Source organism: Pseudonocardia sp. (assembly GCF_029263155.1).
Classification (GTDB): domain Bacteria; phylum Actinomycetota; class Actinomycetes; order Mycobacteriales; family Pseudonocardiaceae; genus Pseudonocardia.
This window is the reverse complement of sequence record NZ_JAJCYB010000056.1, coordinates 38,107-64,609: the sequence shown is the minus strand read 5'-3', so window position 1 is coordinate 64,609 and position 26,503 is coordinate 38,107. Positions and strand designations below refer to the sequence as shown.

The following is a 26,503-nucleotide window of genomic DNA, read 5'->3' as shown; positions in this document are numbered from 1 at the left end:
AGCACCGTCGGGCACGGCCGTGACGAGCGACAGCGAGGAGGGGACGTGACCGAGCGTCGGCGGTTCACGGTGACGACTCCCGACTGGGGGCCCGCCCACCTGTCGTCGGACGCCGTCGTCGCGTTCGTCGACGGCGAGCTGGCGCACGGCCCGCACGCACGCGCCGCGGCGCACCTGAACAGCTGCGCGGACTGCGCGGCCGAGGTCGTGGCGCAGCGCCAGGCCCGCACCGCGCTGCGCGGGGCCTCCTGCCCGTCGCTGCCGTCGTCGCTGCTGTCGAGCCTGCGCTCGATCCCCGAGGACACCGAGCTCCCGCCCCCGCCCGCCGGTCTCGCGGTCTCCGCCGAGGGACGGCTGGTCTCGGTGCTGCGACCCGAGCGCACGGCACCCGCGGAGGCCCCGGCGGACGGGCGTCGGCATCCGTCGTCGTGGCGGATGCGCTTCGGAGCCGGGGCCGCCGTGTCCGGTCTGGCGATCGGGGCGCTCACGCTCGGGGTCGGCGCGCTGCCCGCGGACACCACCGTCGCCACCGAACCGGAGCGGGGCGTGCTCGGCGGTCCGGTCCTCTCGCCCGGGATCGCCCGGCTCGGCGTCGAGCCCGAGGTGCGGACCGCGGCCGATGTCGACGCGCGGCTCACCGAGAGGTCGTCACGCATGCCGCACACGTTCCTGGGGCCCGGCACGCACTGAGGCTCGACACCCGCCGGGGCCCGGTACACGGACTTCACCCCTGCTCGGGCAGGCTCGACGCGGCCCGTCCGCGTCCTCAGGAGCCGTCTGCACGATGAATCACCCCCGATGACCGACGTGGACGACGCGTCCCGAGGTGACGGGCCGCCTCGGCTGACGCCCCGCCCGCTGGAACGTCCGGCCGCCGATCCCGGCGCGGCCTCGGTGTTCGGCAGGCCGTCCGACGTCGACGGCGGGTTCGCGCGCGAGCCCGCGCACCGGACCGTGTCGCCCCCGCTCGCCGCCCCCGCTCCCGCCGCGCTCGCCGCCGCGTTCGGTCGCCCGGCCGACGCGGCGGGCTCGCTGCAGCGGGCCCCGGACGGCACCCGGCGCGGCGACGGCGAGGCCGACCCGTTGTGGGCGGGGGGCGAGGCCGACCCGTGGCGGGACCCGGGAAGCGGCGTGTCGCTCGGGCCGCCCGCTGCCGACCCGGCGCCGACGCCGGCGCCGCCAGCGGGCGAGGGTGCCCGGCTGAGCCTGCGCGAGGTGCTGTTCGGCCGGCGCGTGCAGCCGCAGGCGCTGGCGTTGCTGGCCGTCACGGCGCTGCTGATCGGCGCGGTCGGCGGCCTGGTCGGTCGGGCCACCGCCGAGGGCGCCGGCGCGCTCACCCAGCCCGACGCCACGCTCACCGCCACCAGCGAGGCCAAGGAACGCCCCCCGGGCTCGGTGGCCGACATCGCGCAGCGGGTCGTCCCGGCCGTCGTCTCCATCGAGGTCCGGGTCGGGGAGGGGGGCGGCACCGGTTCCGGCGTCATGATCGACGGTGGCGGGTTCGTGCTCACCAACAACCACGTCGTCGCCCCGGCGGCCGAGGTCGAGGGGGCCACGATCGAGGCGGTCTTCTCCGACGGCACCCGCACACGCGCCCAGATCGTCGGCCGGGACCCGAAGACCGACCTCGCGGTGATCCGGGTCGGCGTCACCAATCCGGTGGTGGCGCAGATCGGGTCGTCGTCCTCGCTCGCCGTCGGCGACGGGGTGATCGCCGTCGGCTCGCCGCTCGGGCTGGCCGGCACCGTCACCGACGGCATCGTGAGCGCGGTGAACCGGCCGGTGCGCCTGGAGGGTGGCGAGGTCAACGCCGTCATCGACGCCATCCAGACCGACGCCGCGATCAACCCCGGCAACTCGGGCGGCCCGCTGGTCGACGCCACCGGTGCCGTGGTCGGGATCAACACCGCGATCAGCAGCGTCAGCGGCGTCGAGGGCGGGTCGATCGGCCTCGGCTTCGCCATCCCGATCGACGACGCCCGCGTGATCGCCGAGGAGCTGATCCGGACCGGGGCGGTGCGCCACGCCGAGCTCGGGGTGAACGCGCGCTCGGTGGAGGACGACACCAGCTCCGGCGCGCAGGTGCAGAACGTGCAGGTCGGGGGCGCCGCGGCGGCCGCCGGGATCGTCGAGGGCGACGTGATCGTCCGGCTCGGTGGGCGCAGCATCGCCGGGGCCGACGAGCTCGAGGTCGCGGTGCGCGAGTACGACCCCGGGGCGCGGGTCCCGGTGGAGCTGATCCGCGAGGGACGGCCGCTGACGGTGTCGGTGGTCCTCGCCTCGGACTGACCCCGTACGATGGTCCCGTGTTCGACAGTGTCGGCTGGGGCGAGATCCTCGTGTTGATCGTGGCCGGGCTGTTCATCCTCGGCCCCGAGCGGCTGCCGGGGGCGGCGGCCCAGCTGGGTCAGGCGATCCGCAAGGCCAAGGAGTACGCCACGGGCGCCCGCGACCAGCTCAAGGGCGAGCTCGGCCCGGAGTTCGAGGAGCTGCGCAAGCCGCTGGACGAGCTGCGCGGCCTGCGCAACTTCAACCCGCGGACCGCCGCCACCCGCGCCCTGTTCGACGACCCACCCGCGCCGAAGCCCAACGGCTTCGCGCCGCCGCCGAGCCTGACGAAGAACGGCGCGCCCCAGGTGCACCCCGCCACCGGCGCGGTGCCCGAGATCCTGTCGAAGGGCGAGCGTCCCCCGATCGACCCCGACGCCACCTGACGTCGGCGGGCTCCGACGCCCGGGCGGCCTACCGTCCCGTGGCCGGGCGGGGTCGCTGCAGGTGCCAGTCCGTCGCCTGCTGGAAGGCGTGCGCGGCCGCCAGCACGGCGGCGTCGGCATGCCGGGGGCCCACGATCTGCAGACCGATCGGCAGCCCGCCGCGCGTGAAGCCGCACGGCACGCTCGCGGCGGGCTGCTGGGTCATGTTGAACGGGTAGCTGAACGGCGTCCACGACGTCCACCGCTCCCGAGTCGACCCCGCCGGCACCTCGACGCCCGCCTCGAACGCGGGGATCGGCATCGTCGGGGTGAGCAGCAGCGCGTGCCGGGTGTGGAACTCGCCCATCCGCGTCCCGAGGTCGTTGCGGACGGCCATCGCGGTCAGGTAGTCCAGCGCGCTCATCCGCGCACCCTGCTCGGCGGACGCCACGAGCCCCGCGTCCATGAGGGCCCGCTGCTCGGGCCCCAGGTGCTCGATCGACTTCGCGGCCCCGGTGAACCACAGCGTCTCGAACGCGGCCACCGGGTCGGCGAAGCCGGGATCGGCGTCGGTCAGCACGACGCCCAGCGTCGCGAACACGTCGCAGGCCGACTCGAAGGCGGCCGCCACCTCCGGATCGACGTCGACGTAGCCCAGCGTCGCGCTCACCGCGACCCGCAGCCCGGCCACCCGCGCCTCGCCCAGCCGCCCGTTGGTGGGCCCCGCGGGGGCCAGCGCCCACGGGTCACGGGGGTCGGCGCCGGAGACGGCGTCGAGCAGCAGGGCGGTGTCGGCCACCGTGCGTGTCATGGGACCGACGTGCGCGAGCGTGCCGTACGGGCTGGCCGGCCAGTTCGGCACGCGGCCGTAGGTCGGCTTGATCGTCGTGGTCCCGGTGAACGAGGCGGGGATGCGGACCGAGCCGCCGCCGTCGGTGCCCAGCGACAGGGCGCCCATCCCGAGGGCCACGGCCGCCGCGCTGCCCCCGCTGGACCCACCCGCGGTGCGCGTGGGGTCCCAGGGGTTGCGGGTCACCCCGGTGAGCGGGGAGTCGGTGACGCCCTTCCACCCGAGCTCCGGGGTGGTGGTGCGGCCGATGACGACGGCGTGGTGCTCGCGCAGCCGCGCGACGGCGGGCGCGTCCACGGTCCACGGCCCGGCCGGGTCGATGGTGCGCGAGCCGCGCAGGGTGGGCCGGCCCGCCGTGAGCAGCAGGTCCTTGACCGAGGTCGGGACGCCGTCGAGCAGGCCGTGCGGCTCGCCGCGCTGCCAGCGGGCCTCGGACTCCTTCGCCGCCGTCAGCGCGTCGTCGGCCTCCACCAGGCAGAACGCGTTGACGATCCCGTCGTAGGTGTCGATGCGGTCCAGCGCGTCGCGGGTGGCCTCGACGGGCGAGAGCTCCCCGGCGCGGTAGGCGGCGAGCAGTTCGACGGCGGACAGGTCAGCGGAACTCATCATGCACTCCCGGTCGAGGAAACGAAGCCCAGCGTCTTGTCCACCACGTTGCGCAGCGGCTCGCCGGCCCGGTAGTGGGCGAGGTTGTCGACGAACAGGGCCTCGAGCTCGTCGCGCCAGCCGAGGATGTCACCCGACATGTGCGGCGACACGATCACACCCGGCAGGCCCCACAGCGGGGAGTCGGCCGGCAGCGGCTCGCGCTCGAACACGTCCAGCGCCGCGCCGCCCAGGTGGCCCGACGCCAGCGCGTCCGCCAGGTCGTCCTGGACGACCAGCGCGCCCCGGCCCACGTTGATCACCCGGGCTCCGGGTGGCAGCGCGGCCAGCGTGGCGGCGTCGAGCATGCCGCGGGTGGCGTCGGTCAGCGGTGCGGCGAGCACCAGCCACTCGGCGCGCGGGAGCAGCTCCGGCAGCGCGCCGCTCGGGTGCACGCCGTCGCCCCCCCGGCGCCCGACCAGCTCCACCCGCATCCCGACGGCGGCCAGCATCGCCGCGGTGGCGCGCCCGATCGGCCCGCTCCCGACGACCACGGCCGTGCGCCCGCCGACGCGCTCGCTCTCCCGGTGCCGCCACTCCCGCCGGGACTGCGCGGCCAGCGTGCCCGGCAGGTCCTTGGCCATCGCGATCACCAGGCCGGTGACGTACTCGGCGATGGGCGTGTCGAACACCCCGCGCGAGTTCGTCAGCACGACGTCGGAGTCGAGCAGGGCGGGGAAGGTCAGCCGGTCGACGCCCGCGCTCGCGGTGTGCACCCAGCGCACCGCGTCGGCCGCGGGCCACGCCTCGCGCACGGCCGTGGACAGGAAGTCCCACACGAGCAGGACCTCGGTGCCGGGCAGGTTCGCCGCCAACGTCTCGTCGGTGGCGAAACGCACACGCGGCCCGTCCAGGCCCTTGGGACGGTCGGCGGAGTGCAGGATCGTGATGACGGGATCGTGCCCCTGATCTCGGGAGACGGGCACAGACGTGATCCTTTCCAGGGACGGCGGCGGACGATTGACACGCTAGGAAGCGCTCGTATGATTGTCAACAATCGAACAGATCGAGGTGACCATGACCAAGCTCGTCCGCATCTCCCTCGAACGTCGGGGGGTCTCCTGCACCGCCGAGCTGTTGGAGAAGGAGGCCCCGCGGACCTGCGCCGCCGTGTGGGACGCGCTGGCCGGCGGCCCGCTCGCCGGGCCCGCCCAGCACGCCAAGTACGCGCGCAACGAGGTCTACACGATGGTGCCGCGTTTCGGTGGGGGCATCGGCCGGGAGAACACCACCGTCACCCCGATCCCGGGTGACGTGTGCCTGTTCGACTTCGCGGGCGGCATGCTCGACACGGCGTTCAAGGCCGACCAGGGCATCGACCAGGCCGAGGGTGCGATCGACCTGGCGATCTTCTACGGGCGCAACAACCTGCTGATCAACGGCGACGTCGGCTGGGTGCCGGGCAACGTGTTCGGCGCGATCCGCGACGGGCTCGACGTGATGGCGCAGGCGTGTCACGACGTGTGGCGCTCCGGGAGCGTGGGCGAGCGCCTGGTCTACGAGCGCGCGTCATGACCGCCGTCGGGATCCTGTACCCGGGCTATTCGGCGCAGGACGACTACCCGCGGGCCGAGAAGATGCTGGACGGCCCTCGCCTCCCGCTGGTGCACACCGAGATGCGCGAGGACGCCCACCGCGTCGACGCGCTGCTCGACATCGGCGGTGACGAGGTGCTGGCCGCCGGCGCCCGCGCGCTCCCGCAGCCGCTGGACTCGATCGTCTGGGCCTGCACGAGCGGCAGCTTCGTGTTCGGCTGGGACGGGGCGGCCGCGCAGGTCGACGCGCTCGGGAAGGCGGCGGGCGTGCCGGCGTCGAGCACCTCGTTCGCGTTCGCCGACGCCTGCGCGCACCTGGGCGTCACGAGCGTCGCGATCGGCGCGACCTACCCCGACGACGTGGCCGAGCGCTTCGTCGCGTTCCTCGCCCGGGCCGGGGTCAGCGTCGTGCAGCTCTCCGCACGGGGGATCATCACCGCGGCTGAGGTGGGCACCCTGCCCGCGGCCGACGTGCTGGACTTCGCGGCGGCGGCCGACCACCCCGACGCGCAGGCCCTGCTGCTGCCCGACACCGCGCTGCACACGATCGGGCTGCTCGACGAGCTCGACGCGCGTGTCGGCAAGCCGGTGCTGACGGCCAACCAGGTGAGCATCTGGCAGGGGCTGCGCCTCGCCGGGGCGGGTGGCCCGCGCCCCGGCTTCGGCCGCCTCTTCGCGGGGTAGGCCCGCATGGACCTCACGGACATGGAGCCGGTCGAGCGTCGCTCCACCGCGGCCATCGTGGCCGACCGCATCCGCACCGCGATCATGCGCGGCACGTTCCCGCCGGGCACCCAGCTCGGCGAGGTGGAGCTGGCGGCGCGGCTCGGGGTGAGCCGCGGGCCGCTGCGGGAGGCGATGCAGCGACTGGTCGCGGAGGGCCTGCTGCGCAGCGAGCGCCACCGCGGGCTGTTCGTCCGCGATCTGGACGCCACCGACGTCCGCGACATCTACCACGCCCGCGCGTCCGTGGAGCGGGCGGCGGGGCTGCTGCTGGTCGACGGCGACCGCGCCGCCGCGGCCGACCGGCTCGTCGCGGCGCTCGGCGCGCTGGAGGTCGCCGCCACCACGGGCGATCCGGCCGCCGTCGCCGATGCCGACCACGCCTTCCACACCGAGTTCGTCGCCGCCTCGGGAAGCCCTCGGCTGCGGCGGATGGCCGACGGGCTGCTCGTCGAGACGCGCATGTGCCTGGCCGCGCTGCAGCAGACCGCGCCGCCCGCGGCCGGGCTGGTCGCCGAGCACCGGGAGCTGGCCGACGCGGTGCGTGCCGGTGACCGCGACCGGCTCACCGCGGCCCTGGACGCCCACATGGCCGACGCGGTGGCGCGGATCCTCGCACCGGTCGTGACCGTCTGAGAGCAGCCCACGCTCATCCGGGCGTCGCACGATCGGGGGATGCCCGTCATGTCCGGGTCCGGTAACAGTCGTTCACGATTCATCTGGGTCAGGCAACGTGCGAACGTCCGAACGCCGCCGTCCCAGGAGCCAGATGATGCGCCCTGCTGCCAGGCCCCTCGCGAGCTGTGCTCTCGCGCTGACACTGGGGGTGGCCGTCCTCCCGCTGACGGCCACCGCCGCGTCGGCCGAGACGACCGACAGTCCCGTGTTCGTCAACGAGATCCACTACGACAACACCGGAACCGACACCGGGGAGGCCATCGAGGTCGCCGGCCCGGTCGGCACCGATCTGGCCGGGTGGAGCATCGTGCTCTACAACGGCGCCAACGGCACCGCCTACACCACCACCGCCCTCGCCGGGACGATCGGCGACTCGAGCGTGAGCAGCGTCGACTACCCGGTCAACGGCATCCAGAACGGCGGGCCGGACGGCCTCGCGCTCGTCGACCCGGCGGGCGCCGTCGTGGAGTTCCTGTCCTACGAGGGCACCTTCGCCGCTGCCGACGGCCCGGCCGCGGGCCTGACCAGCACCGACATCGGCGTGGCCGAGACCGCCGGCACGCCCGCCGGCCAGTCGTTGCAGCGCACCGGCTCCGGCGACAGCGCGTTCGACTTCACCTGGACCGGCCCCGCCGACGACAGCTTCGGCGCGCTCAACGCCGGCCAGACGCTCAACGGGGTCGTCGGTGGCGGCGGCGAGGACCCCGGTGAGGAGGAGCCCCCGGTCGACCCGGGCGCCTGCGGCGACCCGACCACCCCGATCGCGCAGATCCAGGGCAACGGTGCCACGACCCCGCTGCTCGGCCAGGGCGTCACCACCGAGGGTGTCGTCATCGGCGACTTCCAGGGCGGCGACGGCTCCGGCCCCGGCCCGGTCCCCGGCGACCTGGACGGCTTCTTCATCCAGGACCCGACCGGTGACGGCGACCCCGCCACCTCCGAGGGCGTGTTCGTCTTCGCCCCCGACGCGTCCGCGGTCGCCGTCGGCGACCGGGTCCGGGTGACCGGGACGGCCGGGGAGTTCTTCGAGCAGACCCAGGTGCAGGACGTCACCGCCGTGGCGGTCTGCGAGTCCGGCGTGGCGCTGCCCGAGCCGACCCCGGTGTCGCTGCCCGGCACCGACCTGGAGTCGGTCGAGGGCATGCTCACCGGCTACGACACCCTCACGGTGACCGAGAGCCGCAACGTGGAGAACTTCGGCGAGCTGCGGCTGTCCACCCCCGGGGTGCTGATCGAGCCCGGCGACGTGGCCGACGAGTCGGAGGGTGCAGCGCTCACCGCGGAGAACCGGGCCCGCCAGATCATCCTCGACGACGCGCGCAACGGCGAGAGCCTGCAGCCCTACGCCTACGTGACGGCCGAGCAGACGGTCCGCCGCGGCGACACCGTGACCGGCCTGACCGGCGTCATGGGCTACGGCTTCGACGCCTACCGGATCCAGCCGACCCAGGACGTCACGTTCGAGTCGGTGAACCCGCGCCCCGCCGCCCCGGACGCAGTCGGCGGTGACGTGCAGGTGGCCAGCGCGAACGTACTGAACTACTTCACGACCCTCGGCGAGCGCGGCGCGACGACGCCCGAGGACTTCGAGGAGCAGGAGGCCAAGATCGTCGCCGCGATCTCCGGGCTCGGCGCGGACGTCGTGGCGTTGCAGGAGATCGAGAACAACGCCGGCCTCGCCACGCAGACGCTGGTCGACGCGCTCAACGAGGCGGCCGGCTCGGCCGTCTGGGCGGCGCTGGCGAACCCCGAGGGCTACGGCACCCAGGTCGGCACCACCGACGCCATCACCAACGCCCTCGTCTACCGCAGCGACTCCGTCACCCCGACGTCGCCGGCGGCCACGGTGCTCGTCGACGAGGCCTTCGACAACGCCCGGGCTCCGTACGCGGGCACCTTCACCGCGGGCGGAGCGCCGTTCACCGTGGTCAGCAACCACTTCAAGTCCAAGGGCTGTGGTGGCGCGACCGGGGCGAACGCCGAGCCGTACCCGGGTGGGGGGTGCTTCGGTGCCGACCGCGTGCTGCAGGCCCAGGCCCTCAGCGCATTCGTCGAGGACCTCTCGGTCGACGGCGGGGACGTTCTCGTGCTCGGCGACCTGAACAGCTACACCCGCGAGGACCCGATCGACGTCCTCACCGGCGCCGGGCTGGTCGACCAGCTCGCCGCGCTGGACGCCGCCGACCGGTACTCCTTCGTGTTCGACGGCGAGCAGGGCGTCCTCGACCACGCGTTCAGCACCGCGGGCGCCTCGGTGACCGGTGTCGACGTCTGGCACATCAACGCCGACGAGCCGGACGCCTACCAGTACAACGGGCCGTTCTTCGCCCCCGACCCCTTCCGGGCGTCGGACCACGACCCGGTGCTGGTGGGCCTGGATCTCGACGGCGGACAGGGCGGACCCGGGGGGCCCGGCGGTCCGCCGCCCGGTGTGCCCGGCCCGCCGCCGGGTATGCCCGGCCCGCCGCCGGGTGTGCCCGGCCCGCCCGACGGTGTTCCCGGCAACGGGAACGGCCCCGGCAACGGGAACGGGAACGGCCCCGGCAACGGCAACGCGCCGGGCGGACCGCGCCGCTGACCCGAACGACCGCGAGGCAACGGGACGCCACCACGACCGGTGGCGTCCCGTTGCGCTGCGGGCAGCGACTCCGCACGAAGCCGCGCCGAGCCCTTGCCCTGCCCGCCGTCGGTGTGCTTCCCTCGGAGTTGTCGACAATCCGACAACCTCTGCCGATCGTTCCCGGGAGTTCTCATGGCTCGGCTGTCCCCCGTCCTCCAGCAGGCGACCCCCGTCCAGGCGGCGCGCGGTGAGGGCGTCCACCTCTTCGACACCGACGGCCGCCGTCACCTCGACTTCACCGCCGGTATCGGCGTGACCAGCACCGGGCACTGCCACCCCCGGGTGGTCGCGGCCGCGCAGGAGCAGGTGGGCACGCTCATCCACGGGCAGTACACGACGGTCATGCACCAGCCCCTGCTGCGGCTGGCCGAGCGGATGGGCGACGTGCTGCCCGCGGGCATGGACCGGGTGTTCTTCCTCAACTCCGGCAGCGAGGCCGTCGAGGCGTCGGTGCGGCTCGCGCGCCACGCCACCGGGCGGCAGATCGTCGTCGCGTTCGACGGCGGTTTCCACGGCCGCACCATGGGTGCCGCCGCGCTCACCACCTCCGGCGCCAAGATCCGGGCCGGGATCGGCCCGATGATGGGAGGGGTGGAGTTCGCACCGTTCCCCTACGCGTTCCGCTACGGCTGGAGCGAGGAGGAGACGGTCGCGTTCTGCCTCCGCGAGCTCGACCGGGTCCTGCTCACGGCCGCGCCCGCGCGCGACGTCGCGGCGTTCCTCATCGAGCCGGTGCTGGGCGAGGGCGGCTACGTGCCCACGCCGCCCGCGTTCCTCCAGGGCCTGCGCGAGCGCGCGGACGCGCACGGCATCCTGCTGATCGCCGACGAGGTGCAGACCGGATACGGCCGCACCGGGAGGTTCTGGGGACACCAGCACACCGATGGCCTCACCCCCGACATCCTGATCACGGCCAAGGGCCTGGCCTCGGGCTTCCCGCTGTCCGCCATCGCCGCGCCCGAGGCGATCATGGAGAAGGCCCTGCCGGGTTCGCAGGGTGGCACCTACGGTGGCAACGCGGTGTCCTGCGCCGCCGCGCTCGCCACGCTCGACGTCATCACCGAGGAGAACCTCGTCGAGAACGCGCGCGAGCAGGGGCTGCGCCTGCTGGAGGGCCTGCGCAAGGTCGCCGTCGAGAACCCCGGGATCGCCGACGTCCGCGGCCTGGGCCTGATGGTCGGCAACGAGTTCCGCACCGCCGACGGCGCCCCGGACCCGGCGGCGGCGACGAGGGCCCACGCGGCCGCGGCCGAGCGCGGCCTGCTGCTGCTGACCTGCGGGCCGTTCGGCAACGTCGTGCGCATGATCCCGCCGCTGATCGTGACGGCGGAGCAGATCGACGAGGGCGTCGGCCTCTGGGCCGACGCCGTCCGCGCCACCAGCTGACCGCACTTCGGAGCCATAACGCCGTTCCGGGGCGTCCCGGACAGCAGTATGGCTCCGAAGTGCTACTTCGTGACCGGGGTGAGATTGAGAGACATGCCCGCCAGGCCGCGGGCGCGTGTCGTGAGCTTGTCGCTGACGGCCTTGAGGGCCTTGGCGCTGGGGCTGTCGGGGTGGGCGAGCACGATCGGGGTGCCGGCGTCCCCGCACTCGCGCAGCCGGGTCTCCAGCGGGATCTGCCCGAGCAGCGGCACGGGTGCGCCGACCGAGCGGGTCAGCGAGTCGGCCACCGTCTGCCCGCCGCCGGAGCCGAAGACCTCCATGCGGCTGCCGTCGGGCAGCTCCATCCACGACATGTTCTCGACGACGCCCGCGATGCGCTGCTTGGTCTGCAGCGCGATCGACCCGGCCCGCTCGGCGACCTCGGCCGCCGCCTGCTGCGGCGTGGTGACGATCAGCAGCTCGGCGTTCGGGATGAGCTGCGCGGTCGAGATCGCGATGTCCCCGGTGCCCGGCGGCAGGTCGAGCAGCAGGATGTCCAGCTCACCCCAGAACACGTCGGCCAGTAACTGCTGCAGCGCGCGGTGCAGCATCGGCCCGCGCCAGACGACGGCCTCGTTGCCCGGCGTGAACATCCCGATGGAGATGACCTTCACGTCGTGCGCCTGCGGCGGCATGATCATGTCGTCGACCTTGGTCGGCGCCGTGGTGGTACCCAGCATCCGCGGCACGGAGTGGCCGTAGATGTCGGCGTCGACGACCCCGACCGACAGCCCGCGCGCGGCCATGGCGGCGGCCAGGTTGACCGTGACCGACGACTTGCCGACCCCGCCCTTGCCCGAGGCCACGCAGTACACGCGGGTGAGCGAGCCGGGCTGGGCGAACGGGATCACCGGCTCGGCGGTGTCGCCGCGCAGGCCGCGCCGCAGCTCGGTGCGCTGCTCGTCGCTCATGACGTCCAGCTCGACCTCCACCCCGGTGACGCCCGCGACCTTCGACACGGCCTCTGTGACCCGGTTGGTGATCGTCTCGCGCATCGGGCAGCCGGCCACGGTGAGGTAGACACCGACGTGGACGTGCCCCGCCGGGGACACCGCGACGCCCTTGACCATGCCGAGGTCGGTGATCGGCTTGTGGATCTCCGGATCCTCGACGGTCGCGAGCGCGGCGCGCACGGCCTGCTCGATGGTCTCGAGGGATGTGTCTGTGCCTGTGGTGGACATCGTCTTCGGTTCGCCGCACCTTCCTGGCGTGTGGGTTTCGTGCCGCATCGCCGCGACCCCGACCATGCTACGTGGGCGGGTCCGCCGGCCGTGGCGTCCGTAGCATCCTCGCTCGTGACCGACACCGCCCCCGCCCGCGCCGAGGGCCGGGCGGCGCCCACCCGCGAGCAGCTCGCCGCCTGGCGCGCGTTCCTGCGCGCCCACGCGACGATCACCCGTGCGCTGGAGTCGGAGCTGGTGACCGAGCAGGCGCTGTCCCTGGCCGCCTACGACGTGCTGGTGCAGCTGGCCGAGGCCCCCGACCGGCGCCTGCGGATGACCGAGCTCGCCGACGCCGTGCTGCTGTCACGCTCGGGCGTCACGCGCCTGGTCGACCGGATGGAGCGCGCCGGTCTGGTGTGCCGCTCCCGGGTGGAGAACGACGGGCGCGGGGTGGCCGCGGAGCTGACTGAGGCGGGGCTGCGCCGGCTGCGGACGGCCTCGCGCACCCATCTCGCCGGCGTGCTGCGGCACTTCGTCGCGCGCCTCGACGCGGACGACCTGCGCGCGCTCGAGCGGATCAGCCGCCGGCTCGCCGACTGACCGGGCGCTCGCCGTCCCCGACCAGGCGATCCCCCAGCCGCTCCAGCTCCCCGCGCAGGTAGTCGCGCGTGGCCATCTCGCCGACGGCCAGCCGCAGGGCCGCCAGCTCGCGGGCGAGGTACTCGGTGTCGGCCTTGGTGCGCTCGGCGCGGGTGCGGTCCTCGTCCAGCGCCACGCGGTCGCGGTCGTCCTGGCGGTTCTGGGCCAGCAGGATCAGCGGCGCCGCGTAGGCGGCCTGCGTGGAGAAGGCCAGGTTGAGCAGGATGAACGGGTAGGGGTCCCAGCGCAGCGACACCGCCGTCAGGTTGAGGGCGATCCAGATGATCACGACGACGGTCTGGATGGCGAGGAACCGGCCGGTGCCCAGGAAGCGCGCGACCCGCTCGGAGAGCTTCGCGAAGCCGTCGGGGTCGAGCTCGAACGGGCGGCGGCCGGGGCGGTCCAGCCGCCTGCGTGGGGCCTCAGGCATCGGTGTTCTCACGCATCGGCTACCTCCGTGGGGATGTCGTCGGTGAACCGGTCCCGCCAGTTGTCCGGCAGCAGGTGGTCGAGCACGTCGTCGACGGTGACCGCGCCCAGGAGGTGGTCCTCGTCGTCGACCACCGGTCCCGCCACGAGGTTGTACGCCGCGAAGTAGCGCGCGATCTCGCCGAGCGTGGCCCCCGGGGACAGGCGCGCCAGCTCGCTGTCGACGACACCGGCCACCAGCTCGTAGGGCGCCTCGCGCAGCAGCCGCTGCACGTGGGCGCAGCCGAGGTAGCGGCCGGTCGGGGTCTCCGACGGCGGCCGGCACACGAACACCATGCTGGCCAGCGCGACGGGGATGTCGGGATTGCGGATCCGGGCCAGCGCCTCGGCCACCGTGGCGTCCGGGCGCAGGATCACCGGTTCCGGGGTCATCAGCCCGCCCGCGGTGTGGGGCGAGTAGGTCATCAGCCGCCGCACGGGTCCGGACTCGCCGGGTTCCATCAGGGCCAGCAGCGCGTCCGACTCGGACGCCGGCAGGTCCCCGAGCAGGTCCGCGGCGTCGTCGGGGCTCATCGCCTCCAGCACGTCGGCCGCGCGCTCGTCGTCGAGGTGGGCGAGCATGGCGCGCTGCTCGGTGTCGGACATCTCCTCGAAGATGTCGGCCAGCCGCTCGTCGTCGAGTGCGTCGACGACCTCGCGCCTGCGCTTGTCCGGCAGCTCGGACAGCGCGGCGGCCACGTCCGCGGGCCGCATCGTCTCGAGCACCGAGAGCAGGCCCGCGGTCCCCTGACGGTCGGTCAGCGACAGGCCGGTGACCGCGCTCCAGGGCAGCTCCTGCACGTGGCCGCGGCGGGTGAACCCGTGGCGCCGGGCCCGCACCGCGAGCCGGCCGACCACCCAGTCCCGCGATCGCGTCGGCTCGATCGCCGCGTCGACGACGAGCGCAGGCACCGCACCGTCGGAGATCGTGACGGGCGCGTCGAGCAGCTGTCCCACGACGAGGGTCTCGTTGGGGCGCTGGGTGAACCCGCGCAGGCTCACCGACCCGGTCGCGAGCGTGACCGCGCTCGGATCCACCGAGGTGACGCGCAGCATCGGCACGAAGATGCGCCGCCGCGTCACCATCTCGACGACGATCCCGAGCACCCGAGGCGGGCTCGCGTCCACCCGCACCGTGACGACGACGTCGCGCACGCGCCCGATCCGTTCGCCGTCGGGCCCGTACACCGAGAGCCCGACCAGCCGGGCCACGAACACGCGATCGGACGCCACCCGCGCAGTTTCCCGCACGGGTAGCGTCGGCGCCGTGTCGCACTGGTTCGACGAGTACGGCCGGGGTGAGGTCGCGCCCGGCCTGATCACCGGAGCCCACCCGCAGGACGCCGCGGACGTGGCGCGGCTGCGCGCCGAGGGGGTCACCCACGTGGTCAACCTGTGCGGCGACGAGGAGTAGCCGCGAGGAGCCCTGGCCGCCGCCGCGCTCGTGACCAGGGACGGCATCGAGCCCGGCCGCGCACTGGACCGGATCCGGCACCGCCGCCCGGAGGCCCGGCCGCTGCCGACACCAGGTGGCCGACCTCGAGACCTGGTGGCGCACCCGGTAGACCTGGCGGGGTGCTGACCTACGACGTCGTCGACGTGTTCACCGACCGGCCCTACGCCGGGAACCCCCTCGCCGTGGTGCACGGCGGCGCCGAGCTCACCGCCGGGCAGATGCAGCGCATCGCGGGGGAGTTCAACCTGTCCGAGACGGTGTTCCCGTTGCCGCCGACCACGTCCGGGGCCGACTACCGGGCGCGGATCTTCACACCGTCCCGCGAGATGCCCTTCGCCGGGCACCCGAGCATCGGGGTGGCGTGGGTGCTCGCCCGCGCCGGGCTGATCGGGCCCGGCGACGTGGTGCAGGAGTGCGGCGCGGGGCTGCTTCCGGTGCACGTCACCGGCTACGGCGCGCAGGTCACCGGCGGAGCGCCGGAGGTCGGGCCGCCCCTGGACGGGGTCGCGCTCGCGGCGGCCGTCGGCCTCGCCCCCGAGGATGTGGACACGGCGGTACCCGCGGGGATCGCCGGTGCGGGTGCGCCGTTCGCGTTCCTGGCCGTCGGCCCCGACGCGGTGACCCGCGCCGTCCCCGACCCGGCCGCGGTGCGCGCGCTGACCGAGGGTCTCATCGGGCTGGTCGTCGTGGCCTACGACGCCGGCGGTTCCGCCGCCCACATGCGGATGTTCGCCCCCGGCTCGGGTGTCGCCGAGGACCCGGCCACCGGATCCGCGGCCGTCGCGCTCGGGGTGTTCCTCGTCGACCGCGGAGTGATCGCCGCCGCCGGGCAGACCGGGTTCCTCGCGTCGCAGGGCGCAGAGCTGGGTCGCCCGTCGCAGCTGGGGGTGCTCGTGCACGCCCAGGACGGCGCGGCGCTGCGCGCGTCGGTGTGGGGCAACGTCGCCGCGGTGGCGCGCGGGGAGCTGCTGGCCCTGCCGGGGGAGTGATCCCGACACCCCCTCCCACCACCGCCGGGTGAGAAACCAATCACCCCGGGACGCCACGGGGCGGCACTGCGTGCCAGCATCCATCCACACCCGCGCCGACGTCGACGAGGAGCCGTACGAAGATGACGAGCCAGATCCGCCCCCGCCGCTCCTGCCTGGCGGTGCCGGGGTCGAGCCAGAAGTTCATCGACAAGGCCCGGACGCTCCCGGCCGACCAGGTCTTCCTCGACCTCGAGGACGCGTGCGCGCCGCTGGCCAAGCCCGGTGCCCGCAAGACGATCGTCTCCGCCCTCAACGAGGGCGGGTGGGGTGAGAAGCTCCGGGTCGTCCGGGTCAACGACTGGACCACCGAGTGGACCTACCGCGACGTCACCGAGGTCGTCGAGGGTGCCGGCGCCAACCTCGACGCGATCATGCTGCCCAAGGTGCAGACGGCCGAGCAGGTCGTCGCGCTGGATCTGCTGCTCACCCAGATCGAGAAGTCGATGGGATACGAGATCGGGCGGATCGGCATCGAGGCGCAGATCGAGAACGCGCTCGGCCTGACCAACGTCAACGCCATCGCCGCCGCCTCGCCGCGCGTCGAGACCATCATCTTCGGCCCGGCCGACTTCATGGCCTCGATCAACATGAAGTCGCTCGTGGTCGGCGAGCAGCCCCCCGGCTACGACGTGGGCGACGCCTACCACCACATCCTGATGAGCATCCTCATGGCGGCACGGGCCTACGACAAGCAGGCCATCGACGGGCCGTACCTGCAGATCAAGGACGTCGACGGGTTCCGGCGCGTGGCCGGCCGGTCCGCCGCGCTCGGCTTCGACGGCAAGTGGGTGCTGCACCCCGGCCAGATCGACGCGGCCAACGAGACCTACAGCCCGCTGCAGAGCGACTACGACCACGCCGAGAACATCCTCGACGCCTACGAGTACTTCACCTCCGAGGCGGGCGGCAAGCGCGGCGCGGCGATGATCGGCGACGAGATGATCGACGAGGCCAGCCGCAAGATGGCGTTGGTGATCTCGGGCAAGGGCCGGGCCGCGGGCATGGAGCGCACCGACAGGTGGACCCCGCCGGAGGCGTGAGACCTGCCCGCGGAGGATTCGCGCGCTGAACCGGTTCTCGCGCGGCGCCGGCGGCCCGCAATGACCGGCTCGGCGCGCGGGAACCGGCTCGGCGCGCGGGAAGCGGAGCCACCGTAGTAGGTGGGGAGCTTCACAGGGCCCGTCGCGCGCGCCGGCCGCGGTGGGCGGGATACTTACCGACCAGTACCCAGCGCCGGGAGCACGCCCGGCGGTCGATCGCCCGCGCGGAGGAATGATCCATGGCCCGGCTCGCCCAGACCGCAGGTCTCACCGAGATCCAGCAGGAGATCCTGTCCACGGTCAAGACGTTCGTGGACAAGGAGATCATCCCGCACGCCACGGCGCTGGAGCACGCCGACACCTACCCGCAGGACATCGTCGACGGGATGAAGGAGATGGGTCTGTTCGGGCTCACCATCCCCGAGGAGTTCGGCGGGCTCGGCGAGTCGCTGCTGACCTACGCGCTGGTCGTCGAGCAGATCGCGCGGGGTTGGATGAGCGTCTCCGGCGTGATCAACACGCACTTCATCGTGGCGCACATGATCACCCACCACGGCACGGACGAGCAGAAGCAGCGCTACCTGCCGCAGATGGCGCTGGGGGAGACCCGCGGCTCGTTCTCGATGTCCGAGCCCGACCTCGGCTCCGACGTCGCGGCCATCAAGACCAGGGCCGTGGCCGACGGTGACGACTTCGTCATCGACGGCGCGAAGATGTGGCTCACCAACGGCGGCACGTCCAACCTCACCGCGGTGCTGGTCAAGACCGACGAGGGCGCGGAGAAGCCCTACCAGAACCTCACCTGCTTCCTCGTGGAGAAGCCGGTCGGCTACGGCGAGGTCGCCCCCGGGCTGATCGTCCCCGGCAAGATCGACAAGATGGGGTACAAGGGCGTCGACACCACCGAGATGGTGTTCAAGGGCCACCGCGTGCCCGCGGACCGGATCCTCGGTGGCAGGCGCGGCGGCGGGTTCGCCCAGATGATGGACGGCGTCGAGGTGGGCCGGGTCAACGTCGCCGCCCGCGCCTGCGGCATCTCGATCCGCGCGTTCGAGCTGGCCGTCGACTACGCCCAGCAGCGCTCCACGTTCGGCAAGCCGATCGCCGCGCACCAGGCCATCGCGTTCAAGCTGGCGGAGATGGCCACCAAGGTCGAGGCCGCGCACCTGATGATGGTCAACGCCGCCCGGCTCAAGGACTCCGGCGAGCGCTTCGACGTCGAGTCCGGGATGGCGAAGCTGCTGGCGTCGGAGTACTGCGCCGAGGTCACGCAGGAGTCGTTCCGCATCCACGGCGGCTACGGCTACTCCAAGGAGTACGAGATCGAGCGCCTCATGCGCGAGGCGCCGTTCCTGCTGATCGGCGAGGGCACCTCGGAGATCCAGAAGACGATCATCAGCCGGGGGCTGCTGCGGGAGTACAAGTCGCGGTAGGGCTCATCCGGGTGTGATGAGCAGCGCCTACGGCACTACGGTGCAGGTCCACGCGTTGTCATGACGTGGACCGGGTGTCCGGTCCGCGTCACATCGAGGAGGCCCCCGTGAGCACACCGTTCGGCGGGCCCGCGCGCACCGCGCCCGGCCTGCCCAACCTGCCGACGCCGCCCACCGGCTGGCCGGTCGGCTCCTACGCCACCTACGAGGAGGCCCAGCGCGCGGTCGACCACCTCGCAGACTCCGACTTCCCGGTCCGCGACGTCACGATCGTCGGTGTCGACCTGATGCTGGTCGAGCGCGTCATCGGCCGCCTGACCTGGGGCCGCGTCCTCGCCTCGGGCGCGGCGTCGGGCGCGTGGTTCGGCCTGTTCGTCGGCCTGCTGCTGAGCCTGTTCAGCCCGGAGGCGTCGTTCGGTCCGATCCTCGTGGGCCTGGCCAGCGGCATCGTGTTCGGTCTCGTCTTCGCCGCCGTCGGGTACGGGGCCTCCCGCGGCCGCCGTGACTTCACCTCGTCCAGCCAGATGGTCGCCGGTCGCTACGACGTGCTGTGCCAGCCGCGCAACGCGGAGAAGGCCCGCGAGCTGCTCGCCAAGCTCGCGATGGGGTCCGGCAACCCGGCCTGAGCCGGCCGGTCCCGGCCCCTACCCGGCCGGGGCCGACCCGCCTCCGCCGCGTCGGCACGACGCAACGGCGCCGATGGGCCAGGATGGTGACCCGTGAGTCCACAGCAGGGAAAGTCCGGCAAGCCCGAACGCATCGACGCGGCCACCGTCGCGAAGGCGTTCGACGCGCACGCCCGCAGCTACGACAAGCTCGTCAACGCCAACCCCGGCTATCACGAGCACCTGCGGCTGTCGGCGAAGCGGATGGGCCTGCGCGACGGCGGGGCCGGGCTGCGGCTGCTCGACCTCGGCTGCGGCACCGGCGCGTCCACCGCGGCCCTGCTCGACGCCGTCCCGCAGGCCGAGATCACCGCCGTCGACGCCTCCGCGGAGATGCTGGCGCAGGCGCGGCGCAAGAGCTGGCCCCCGACCGTGCGGTTCGTGCACGGCGACGCCCAGGAGCTGGACCCGGTGAAGTTCACCGGGCCCTACGACGGCATCCTCGCGGCCTATCTGCTGCGCAACCTCTCCGACCGCAACGCCGCACTGCGCCGCTTCCGCGAGCTGCTGCGGCCGGGCTCGCCGCTCGCGGTGCACGAGTACTCGGTGCGCGACTCGGCCCGCAGCCGGATGGTGTGGACCGCCGTCTCGTGGGGCGTGATCATCCCGATGGGCCGCATGCGCACCGGGTCGGCCGATCTGTACCGGTACCTGTGGCGCAGCGTCCTCGACTTCGACGGGGTCGAGGCGTTCACCGACCGGCTGACCGCCGTCGGTTTCGAGGACGTGCGCGTGCAGACCGTGCCCGGCTGGCAGCAGCACATCGTGCACACGTTCCTGGGTCGCAGCCCCGGTGTACCCGCCGGCCCCGACCCGGACGCCCCGACCCCGCCGGACGGCCTCGACCTGACGAAGTGAGGCCGGTGCCTGCCCGTGGGCCCGGCGCGCCACCGACCACGGGCCGCTGCGCCCTTGGCCGGAACTCCGCGGTCGACCTCCGCCGGACGAGGTAGGGTGACCGCGTGCACCGCCGGTTCCCGATCACCCCGCCGCCCCGCTGCTAGGGAGCGCCCTGAGAGCTCGGGCCCGCGGCGCGGCGCCCCGCGGCGTCGGGCGGGCCACCTGGCCACCGCCCGCCACGGCCGGAGCTCTCGGCACCCTCCTCGCGGGGTCGCCGCCGCCGTCCCGTTCACCGGGACGCCCGTGATCGCCGTCTGACCCACGCCCGTGGCCGTGCGCCTCGCTGCCGCGTGCGTCCGATCGTGATCGCCGTCGAGCCGTGCCCCGCTTCCGCGACCTCTCGCCCACTCCTGTCGCTGGAGCACATCCCGTGTCCCTGTCGTCCCGTCCCGCTGTCGCGGGCGTCCCCCTGCTGGTCGTCGCCGGTCTCCTGTGGGGGACCGGCGGCCTGCTCGGAGCGCTGCTGGCCGCGGCCACCGGCCTCTCCCCACTCGCGGTGGCCGGCTACCGCATCCTGGTCGGCGGCCTGCTGCTGGTCGGTGGCCTGCTCGTCGCGGGCGGTGTGCGAGCGGTGTGCAGGCCCTACCGCACCGCCCATCACCGCGACGGCCCTCGCGCGTCGCCGGGCGGGTGGGGTCGTGCCGCGTGGATGCGGGTCGCCGCCGTCGGCGGCCTCGTCGCCGGGTTCCAGGCGGCCTTCTTCTCCGCCGTCGCCACCACGTCGGTCGGCCTGGCCACCCTGGTCACGATCGGCGCCGCGCCCGTGATCGTGCTGCTCGTCGAGCGCCTGCGCGGACGCCCGGCCACCCGGTCGGCCACCGCCGCCGCCCTGCTCGGCGCGCTCGGCCTCGCGCTGCTGATCGGGGTCCCCGCGGCCGGGAGCAGCGCGACGGGGGCGGCGTTCGCGTTGCTCGCCGCGGCCGGGTTCGCCGCGCTCACCCTGCTCGGCGCCCGTCCCGTCGACGCCCTCGACCCGGCCTGGGCCACCGGCGTCGCCTTCACCGGCGGCGGGGTGGTGCTGCTGGCCGTCGCCGCGCCGCTCGGCGGGGTCACCTTCGTCGCCACGCCGTGGGCGCTCGGGGTGCTGGCCGCGTTCGGGATGCTGCCGACGGCACTCGCCTACCTCCTGTACTTCCGGGGGCTGACCGTCGCACCCGCCGCGGTCGGCGCGGTGGTCGCGCTGCTGGAACCGCTGACCGGCGCGGTGCTCGCCGCCGCGCTGCTGGGTGAGCGACTGGGCCCGGTCGGGATCGCGGGGGCGGTCCTGCTGGGTGTCGCGGTGGCGCTGGCCGGCCGGTCCCGGTAGGCGGTACACACCGAACCGCCACCGTGCACACCCCGCGCCCTGTGCACGGCGGCGGCGGGGTGTGCACGGCCGATCCCCGCCACGCCGGGCCGCCGGGCGTTCAGCGCGCGGTGCGCAGGGCGTGACGGCGTTCGGCGTAGTCCAGGTCGTCGCGCCAGAGGCGTTTGGCGGCCACCGCCACCAGCGGGCGGACCGCGGCCGCGACCTTGCGGGAGTGCTCGAACCCCGGCCGGTCCGAGTGCGCCACCACGGCCTCGATCACCGCGGTGCGCGGCCGGCCGTCGGGGCCGGGTCGCAACGGCGTCGCGTGGGTCTCGACGACCGAGCCCGCGCCCTCCCCGTCGACGATCTCCATCGTGACCGTGCGCGGGTCCGGGCAGGTGAACTCGGCCTTCACCGGCACGCCGAGGCGCCGGCCCAGGGTGAAGGTGACCTCCACGAGGAAGCGGTCCTCGGCGGGCGGGCAGTCCGGCGGGGGAGCGGAGAGCACGCGCAGGTCGGCGAAGGAGTACGGGTGGAACCACGCGCCGTGCCACGGGTCGAGCCGGTTGGCCAGCACGTCCTCGGGTTCGCAGCGACCGATCACCGTGGCGACGGTGGGCAGGCTGCGGGCCGGGTCGGGGCGCGGGCCGAGCACCGGTGCGTCGGTGACGGTCTCGCCCGCCCCCTCCAGCCGCACCCAGGCGAGCACGCCGTCGTCGTGGGCGGGGAACGTCCGCCAGCCGGGTCGGCCCTCGGGTCCGAGCGCGAGCCCGTGCCAGCGGCAGACGACCCGCCCGTCGTGCACGGGGGTGTCGCACAGGGCCGCTCCGAGGTGGGGGCAGGCGCCCGGACCCGCGTGCAGCGTGCCGTCGGTGGAGCGCCACAGGATCACCTCGCGGCCGTCGACGACGCGCCCGAACGTGCGCCCCGGCCGGACCTCCCGGCTCCCGGCCACCACGAACCAGCCGCCGGACGGGCGGGCGAGGGCGCGGGCCAACGCGGCCCGGATGATCCCGGGTCTCGCGTCGGCCCAGGTGGGCGACTGGTCCGCCCACGCGGGGCGGCGCAGCCGCTGCAGCGGGTTGGCGGGCCGGTCGGAACGGTGCTCGTTCACGCATCCAGGTTAGGACCGCCGCGCCGACGCGGCGCGGCGGCCGGTGCAGGTCACAACCAGTGGTTGCGGCGGAACTGCCGGAACAGGTACGCGCAGATCACCACGATGGCGAGCAGCACCGCCGGATAGCCGAGCGGGTGCGACAGCTCCGGCATGAACTCGAAATTCATCCCGTAGATCCCGGCGATCATCGTGGGCACGGTGATCAGCGCGGCGTAGGAGGTGATCTTCCGCATGTCGTTGTTCTGCTGCATCGTGATCTTCGCCAGCGCGGCGTCGACGAGCGTCGTCAGGAGCTCGTTGAAGCCCGCGACCCGCTCCACGACGGTGACGAGGTGGTCGTCGACGTCGCGGAAGTAGGACCGCACGTCGTGCGGGACCAGGGCGCTGTAGCCCTCGGTCAGCTTGCGCAACGGCGTGGCCAGCGGGACGACGGCCCGCCGCAGCTCCAGGATCTCGCGCTTCATGACGTAGATCTGCTCGGCGTCGATCGTGGACCGCGGGGTGAAGACGCCCTCCTCCATGGCGTCGATGTCGTCCTCGATGGCCTCGGTGACCTCGAGGTAGGTGTCGACGACGCGGTCGGCGACGGCGTGCAGCACGGTGGCGGGTCCGAGCGCGAGCTGCTCGGGGTCCTCCTCCAGCCTGGACCGCACGTCGCGCAGCGACGAGTGCCTGCCGTGCCGGACCGTGATCACGAAGTCGGGGCCGACGAACACCATGACCTCGCCGGTCTCGACGACCTGGTTCTCCGCGCCCGGGCTGTGGTTGCCGATGTAGCAGACGGTCTTGAGGACCATGAACAGCATGTCCTCGTAGCGCTCCAGCTTCGGGCGCTGGTGGGCGTGCACGGCGTCCTCGACGGCGAGCTCGTGCAGGTCGAATACCTCGGCGATGCTGGTGATCTGCTCCTCGTCGGGCTCGTGCAGCCCGATCCAGACGAAGCCGTCGTCGCGGCGCCGGACCTCCGCGAGCGCCCCGTCGTGGGACCAGCGTCCGGGCAGGCGACGGCCGTCGACGTAGACGGCGCAGTCGACGACGTAGGCCGACACGGGTACGCGCAGCTTGGGCAGCAGCGGCGCGGCGGACCGGGTGGTGATGCGCGAGGCCGCCCGGATGGCAGGGCGGATCGAGGACAGCGGCGGCACGGGGTACCTCCAGGCATTTCGGAACGCACGGGAATCGCGCCCCGGGACCCTGGAGCCCGCTAGCGGCGGACCCGTCCGGGGGCGCGGCGACTACTACAGCCGGGTGCCGTCGGCACCGCGCTCACCTCCAGACCTGTGTCGAGCGACTCCCTGCCGTCGGCAGGGCCGTTGGATAGGTTACTCCTCCAGTCGGTATGTCGGTCGAGGAGGCGTTGACGTTGCAGTTCGGGCGGTACTACGAGGAGTTCGAGGTCGGGGCGGTCTACAAGCACTGGCCCGGGAAGACCGTCACCGAGTACGACGACCACCTCTTCTGCCTGCTGACGATGAACCACCATCCGTTGCACATGGACGCGAACTACGCGCAGGAGACCACCGAGTTCCAGAAGAACGTGGTGGTCGGCAACTACGTCTACTCGCTGCTGCTGGGAATGTCGGTCCCCGACGTCTCCGGCAAGGCGATCGCGAACCTCGAGGTGGAGTCGCTCAAGCACACGAAGCCGACGTTCCACGGCGACACCATCTACGGCGAGACCGAGGTGCTCGACAAGACGCCGTCGAAGTCCAAGGACGACCGCGGCGTGGTGTACGTGGAGACCCGCGGCTACAAGCAGGACGGGACGGTCGTGTGCACGTTCCGGCGCAAGGTGATGATCCCGAAGAGGTCCTACGGGGAGGCCCGCGGCGGCGAGCAGCCGGGCCGCCCGGTGCCGCAGGTCTGACGCCGGCGACCCGCGCGACGCCGCACCAGGTTGGCGCGCCGGATCGCGGCTCGCGCGCTGCCGGCACCGCGCGAGCCGTCGGTGGGCGCGCGGAACTCCGGTGGGGTCAGTGCCGCGGCAGTGCGTCCCACGCCGTCAGCGTCGCCAGCAACCCGTCGACGAGGGGCAGCACGCGCAGGGCGGCGGCGTCGCACCAGCGGGCGTCGAGGGCGTCGTCGCCCGCACGCAGCTCCCCGCCCAGGACCCTGCAGGCGTAGTCGGCGATGACGTAGGGCTCGCGGGTCACCCGTCCGACCAGGAGGCCGGGTTCGACCCGCAGCCCGGTCTCCTCGGCCATCTCCCGGACCACCGCGGCGGTGTCGTCCTCGCCGGCCTCGACCCGGCCCCCGGGCACCGACCACAGCCCGCGCCCGGGCTCGTTGCGCCGCTGCACGAGCAGCAGGCGGCCGAGGTCGTCGTAGACGAGTCCACCCACACAGGGAGTGAGTTCACTACACTGGGTCACAGAATCGCACGGTACTGGCCCGCGTGCCGGATACCCTGTGGTCGCAGGGTGCGGTACAACAGAGCGGAAAGCGGTCCGCTCCGGCTCGAGAACGGTGGTACGGGTGAACGTCAGGAAGATCGTCGGGCTCCTCGCGTTGGCGTTGCTGATCTTCTTCGTCGTGACCCGTCCGGACGCCGCGGCGAACTCCCTGCAGAACATCGGCGGGATCCTCTCCGACATCGCCAACTCGGTGGCCGACTTCTTCACCGCGCTCGTCTAGGCCGTGCTCGCCCCCCGGGAGATCGACGAGTACCTGCTCCCCACGGAGCGCCGCGTCATCCGGGTGCGTCAGCACTGGGCGGTGATGGTGCGCCATCTCACCGAGACCGCGCTGTTCCTGCTGCTCGTGGTCGTCGCGCAGGCCTACCTGCCGACGAGCGTGCTCGTCGACAACGTCGCGTTCTACCTGGGTCTGGTCGCGGTACTGCGGTTCACGGTGCTCACGATCCTGTGGTGGATCGAGCGCATCGTCATCACCGACAAGCGGGTGATGCTGGCCGAGGGCATCATCACCCACAACGTGGGCATGATGCCCCTGAGCAAGGTCACCGACCTCACGTTCCGGCGCAGCCTCGGCGGCCGGATGTTCGGCTACGGCACCCTGATCGTCGAGTCGGCGGGCCAGATCCAGGCCCTCAACAAGATCAGCTACATGCCGCGGCCCGAGGAGATCTACGAGGCGCTCTCCGAGCTGGTGTTCGGTGAGAAGGGCAAGACGCGCGCCACCGGCATGCTGGCACGTCCGCGCTGGCGCCGCTGAGGTCCGTTAGCGTGGGGCGTGGCCCACCCCCGGATCGACCTGCACACCCACTCCACGGCGTCGGACGGCACCGACCCACCCGCGGGGCTCGTGAGGACGGCCGCCGCGGCCGGGGTCGACGTGCTGGCGATCACCGACCACGACACCACCGGCGGTTGGGACGAGGCGGTGGCGGCGCTCCCGGCGGGCATGCGGCTGGTGCGGGGCGCCGAGTTCTCCTGCGTCAGCCCGACCGGCCGCGACGACGCCGAGGTCTCGGTGCACCTGCTCGGGTACCTGTTCGATCCCACGCACGAGGCGATCGTCGCCGAGCAGGCCCGGCTGCGTGAGGAGCGCCACCACCGGCTGGTCGGGATGATCGACAAGATGGCCGGGGCGGGCTACCCGGTGGACGTCGAGACGGTGTTCGCCCACCTGCCCGACGGGGCCGCCGCCGGGCGGCCGCACCTGGCCCGCGCGCTCGTGGCCGCCGGGGTGGTGGGCAGCGTCGACGAGGCGTTCGCGACGCTGCTCTACACCGGCAGCCCCTTCTACGTGGCCAAGACCGACACCCCGGTGCGGGTGGCCGTGGAGATGGTGCGCGCCGCGGGCGGCGTCGCGGTGTTCGCGCACCCGCTGGCCCGCAAGCGGGGGCGGGTGGTGGAGCCGTCGGTGATCGCCGAGCTGGCGGCCGCCGGGCTGGGCGGGGTGGAGGTCGACCATCCCGACCACGCACCGGAGGACCGGGAGCTGCTGCGCGCCCTGGCCGCCGACACCGGCCTGGTCGCCACCGGCTCCAGCGACTACCACGGCACCAACAAGACCACCCCGATCGCCGCGGAGACGACCTCGCCCGACGCCCTGGACGCGCTGGTGGCCCGGGCCGCGGACGGGATCGAGGTGCTGGTCGGCTGAGCGGGCGCGCCCCACGGCGGGCGCCTCGACGAGCTCGGGCGGGAGCGGTCGCGCTACCGTCGTCGG

General features: G+C 73.5%; 28 protein-coding genes. 20 read left to right on the top strand and 8 right to left on the bottom strand.

The window, feature by feature from the left end; all coding sequences use genetic code 11:
• Nucleotides 1-45: 45 nt before the first annotated feature.
• The 3 genes from Q1K26_RS11115 to tatB all read left to right on the top strand — a co-directional run bounded on the left by Q1K26_RS11115 (nucleotide 46) and on the right by tatB (nucleotide 2,714).
• Complete coding sequence (locus Q1K26_RS11115) at nucleotides 46-690, top strand: zf-HC2 domain-containing protein (RefSeq protein ID WP_300010118.1); 645 nt, start codon at nucleotides 46-48, stop codon at nucleotides 688-690.
• A gap of 108 nt (nucleotides 691-798) precedes the next feature.
• Nucleotides 799-2,289, top strand: coding sequence for a trypsin-like peptidase domain-containing protein (locus Q1K26_RS11110; RefSeq protein WP_300010115.1), 1,491 nt, complete (start codon nucleotides 799-801; stop codon nucleotides 2,287-2,289).
• A 17-nt stretch (nucleotides 2,290-2,306) separates the two neighbouring features.
• Nucleotides 2,307-2,714 (top strand): Sec-independent protein translocase protein TatB, encoded by a 408-nt coding sequence (gene tatB, locus Q1K26_RS11105; protein ID WP_300010112.1) that lies wholly within the window; start codon nucleotides 2,307-2,309, stop codon nucleotides 2,712-2,714.
• Nucleotides 2,715-2,742: 28 nt separating this feature from the next.
• Here tatB and Q1K26_RS11100 read toward each other — a convergent pair whose 3' ends face one another.
• A complete protein-coding gene (locus Q1K26_RS11100; protein WP_300010109.1) occupies nucleotides 2,743-4,149 on the bottom strand; it encodes an amidase in 1,407 nt (468 codons plus the stop codon).
• The gene (locus Q1K26_RS11095; protein WP_300010324.1) at nucleotides 4,149-5,042 is read right to left on the bottom strand and encodes a D-2-hydroxyacid dehydrogenase; all 894 of its coding nucleotides are present in this window, start codon (nucleotides 5,040-5,042) and stop codon (nucleotides 4,149-4,151) included. Before Q1K26_RS11095 ends, Q1K26_RS11100 begins: the two co-directional genes overlap by 1 nt.
• 163 nt (nucleotides 5,043-5,205) lie before the next feature.
• Between Q1K26_RS11095 and Q1K26_RS11090 the strand changes: the two genes are divergently transcribed.
• From Q1K26_RS11090 to Q1K26_RS11070, 5 genes are all read left to right on the top strand, one after another.
• A complete protein-coding gene (locus tag Q1K26_RS11090) occupies nucleotides 5,206-5,703 on the top strand; it encodes a DUF3830 family protein (protein WP_300010106.1) in 498 nt (165 codons plus the stop codon).
• Nucleotides 5,700-6,407 (top strand): maleate cis-trans isomerase, encoded by a 708-nt coding sequence (locus Q1K26_RS11085; protein ID WP_300010104.1) that lies wholly within the window; start codon nucleotides 5,700-5,702, stop codon nucleotides 6,405-6,407. The genes Q1K26_RS11090 and Q1K26_RS11085 overlap by 4 nt, the downstream gene beginning before the upstream one ends.
• A 6-nt stretch (nucleotides 6,408-6,413) precedes the next feature.
• Nucleotides 6,414-7,082, top strand: coding sequence for a GntR family transcriptional regulator (locus Q1K26_RS11080; RefSeq protein WP_300010101.1), 669 nt, complete (start codon nucleotides 6,414-6,416; stop codon nucleotides 7,080-7,082).
• A gap of 133 nt (nucleotides 7,083-7,215) precedes the next feature.
• Nucleotides 7,216-9,702, top strand: a complete 2,487-nt coding sequence (locus Q1K26_RS11075; RefSeq protein ID WP_300010099.1) for an ExeM/NucH family extracellular endonuclease — start codon at nucleotides 7,216-7,218, stop codon at nucleotides 9,700-9,702.
• 174 nt (nucleotides 9,703-9,876) lie between these two features.
• Nucleotides 9,877-11,130 (top strand): aminotransferase class III-fold pyridoxal phosphate-dependent enzyme, encoded by a 1,254-nt coding sequence (locus tag Q1K26_RS11070; protein ID WP_300010096.1) that lies wholly within the window; start codon nucleotides 9,877-9,879, stop codon nucleotides 11,128-11,130.
• Nucleotides 11,131-11,192: 62 nt separating this feature from the next.
• On the opposite strand, the gene Q1K26_RS11065 is transcribed toward Q1K26_RS11070, so the two are convergent.
• On the bottom strand, nucleotides 11,193-12,350 hold the full coding sequence (locus Q1K26_RS11065) for an Mrp/NBP35 family ATP-binding protein (protein WP_300010093.1): 1,158 nt from the start codon (nucleotides 12,348-12,350) through the stop codon (nucleotides 11,193-11,195).
• A 114-nt stretch (nucleotides 12,351-12,464) separates the two neighbouring features.
• Here Q1K26_RS11065 and Q1K26_RS11060 point away from each other — a divergent pair, with 114 nt between their 5' ends.
• Nucleotides 12,465-12,932, top strand: coding sequence for a MarR family transcriptional regulator (locus Q1K26_RS11060; protein WP_300010090.1), 468 nt, complete (start codon nucleotides 12,465-12,467; stop codon nucleotides 12,930-12,932).
• On the opposite strand, the gene Q1K26_RS11055 is transcribed toward Q1K26_RS11060, so the two are convergent.
• Complete coding sequence (locus Q1K26_RS11055; RefSeq protein ID WP_300010087.1) at nucleotides 12,910-13,401, bottom strand: DUF1003 domain-containing protein; 492 nt, start codon at nucleotides 13,399-13,401, stop codon at nucleotides 12,910-12,912. The two genes, Q1K26_RS11060 and Q1K26_RS11055, sit on opposite strands and share 23 nt — an antisense overlap.
• A gap of 8 nt (nucleotides 13,402-13,409) precedes the next feature.
• Nucleotides 13,410-14,672: a CBS domain-containing protein gene (locus tag Q1K26_RS11050; RefSeq protein ID WP_300010084.1), complete on the bottom strand. Its 1,263-nt coding sequence runs from the start codon at nucleotides 14,670-14,672 to the stop codon at nucleotides 13,410-13,412.
• A 34-nt stretch (nucleotides 14,673-14,706) separates the two neighbouring features.
• On the opposite strand from Q1K26_RS11050, the gene Q1K26_RS11045 reads away from it, so the two are divergent.
• From Q1K26_RS11045 to Q1K26_RS11015, 7 genes are all read left to right on the top strand, one after another.
• Nucleotides 14,707-14,853 carry a hypothetical protein gene (locus Q1K26_RS11045; RefSeq protein WP_300010081.1) on the top strand — a complete coding sequence of 49 codons (147 nt, stop codon included), beginning with the start codon at nucleotides 14,707-14,709 and terminating at the stop codon, nucleotides 14,851-14,853.
• A gap of 161 nt (nucleotides 14,854-15,014) precedes the next feature.
• On the top strand, nucleotides 15,015-15,884 hold the full coding sequence (locus Q1K26_RS11040) for a PhzF family phenazine biosynthesis protein (protein WP_300010078.1): 870 nt from the start codon (nucleotides 15,015-15,017) through the stop codon (nucleotides 15,882-15,884).
• Nucleotides 15,885-16,006: 122 nt separating this feature from the next.
• Nucleotides 16,007-16,966, top strand: coding sequence for a CoA ester lyase (locus tag Q1K26_RS11035; protein WP_300010075.1), 960 nt, complete (start codon nucleotides 16,007-16,009; stop codon nucleotides 16,964-16,966).
• Between the two features lie 239 nt (nucleotides 16,967-17,205).
• The gene (locus tag Q1K26_RS11030; protein ID WP_300010072.1) at nucleotides 17,206-18,399 is read left to right on the top strand and encodes an acyl-CoA dehydrogenase family protein; all 1,194 of its coding nucleotides are present in this window, start codon (nucleotides 17,206-17,208) and stop codon (nucleotides 18,397-18,399) included.
• A gap of 107 nt (nucleotides 18,400-18,506) precedes the next feature.
• Complete coding sequence (locus tag Q1K26_RS11025; protein ID WP_300010069.1) at nucleotides 18,507-19,025, top strand: general stress protein; 519 nt, start codon at nucleotides 18,507-18,509, stop codon at nucleotides 19,023-19,025.
• A gap of 132 nt (nucleotides 19,026-19,157) precedes the next feature.
• A complete protein-coding gene (locus Q1K26_RS11020) occupies nucleotides 19,158-19,922 on the top strand; it encodes a class I SAM-dependent methyltransferase (RefSeq protein WP_300010321.1) in 765 nt (254 codons plus the stop codon).
• A gap of 412 nt (nucleotides 19,923-20,334) precedes the next feature.
• Nucleotides 20,335-21,270, top strand: coding sequence for a DMT family transporter (locus Q1K26_RS11015; RefSeq protein ID WP_300010066.1), 936 nt, complete (start codon nucleotides 20,335-20,337; stop codon nucleotides 21,268-21,270).
• Between the two features lie 100 nt (nucleotides 21,271-21,370).
• On the opposite strand, the gene Q1K26_RS11010 is transcribed toward Q1K26_RS11015, so the two are convergent.
• Nucleotides 21,371-22,366: a DUF5914 domain-containing protein gene (locus Q1K26_RS11010; RefSeq protein ID WP_300010063.1), complete on the bottom strand. Its 996-nt coding sequence runs from the start codon at nucleotides 22,364-22,366 to the stop codon at nucleotides 21,371-21,373.
• A 50-nt stretch (nucleotides 22,367-22,416) separates the two neighbouring features.
• Nucleotides 22,417-23,466, bottom strand: a complete 1,050-nt coding sequence (locus Q1K26_RS11005; RefSeq protein ID WP_300010318.1) for a magnesium and cobalt transport protein CorA — start codon at nucleotides 23,464-23,466, stop codon at nucleotides 22,417-22,419.
• 242 nt (nucleotides 23,467-23,708) lie between these two features.
• On the opposite strand from Q1K26_RS11005, the gene Q1K26_RS11000 reads away from it, so the two are divergent.
• The gene (locus Q1K26_RS11000; RefSeq protein ID WP_363320465.1) at nucleotides 23,709-24,236 is read left to right on the top strand and encodes a MaoC family dehydratase; all 528 of its coding nucleotides are present in this window, start codon (nucleotides 23,709-23,711) and stop codon (nucleotides 24,234-24,236) included.
• 106 nt (nucleotides 24,237-24,342) lie between these two features.
• Here Q1K26_RS11000 and Q1K26_RS10995 read toward each other — a convergent pair whose 3' ends face one another.
• Nucleotides 24,343-24,711 (bottom strand): NUDIX domain-containing protein, encoded by a 369-nt coding sequence (locus tag Q1K26_RS10995; RefSeq protein ID WP_300010060.1) that lies wholly within the window; start codon nucleotides 24,709-24,711, stop codon nucleotides 24,343-24,345.
• A gap of 133 nt (nucleotides 24,712-24,844) precedes the next feature.
• Here Q1K26_RS10995 and Q1K26_RS10990 point away from each other — a divergent pair, with 133 nt between their 5' ends.
• The 3 genes from Q1K26_RS10990 to Q1K26_RS10980 are packed head-to-tail and all read left to right on the top strand — an operon-like array spanning nucleotide 24,845 to nucleotide 26,437.
• Entirely contained in the window at nucleotides 24,845-25,003 is a 159-nt protein-coding gene (locus tag Q1K26_RS10990; protein ID WP_300010057.1) for a hypothetical protein, read from the top strand.
• Between the two features lie 3 nt (nucleotides 25,004-25,006).
• Nucleotides 25,007-25,543, top strand: coding sequence for a PH domain-containing protein (locus Q1K26_RS10985; protein WP_300010054.1), 537 nt, complete (start codon nucleotides 25,007-25,009; stop codon nucleotides 25,541-25,543).
• 18 nt (nucleotides 25,544-25,561) lie between these two features.
• The gene (locus Q1K26_RS10980; RefSeq protein ID WP_300010051.1) at nucleotides 25,562-26,437 is read left to right on the top strand and encodes a PHP domain-containing protein; all 876 of its coding nucleotides are present in this window, start codon (nucleotides 25,562-25,564) and stop codon (nucleotides 26,435-26,437) included.
• The last annotated feature ends 66 nt before the right edge of the window (nucleotides 26,438-26,503 follow it).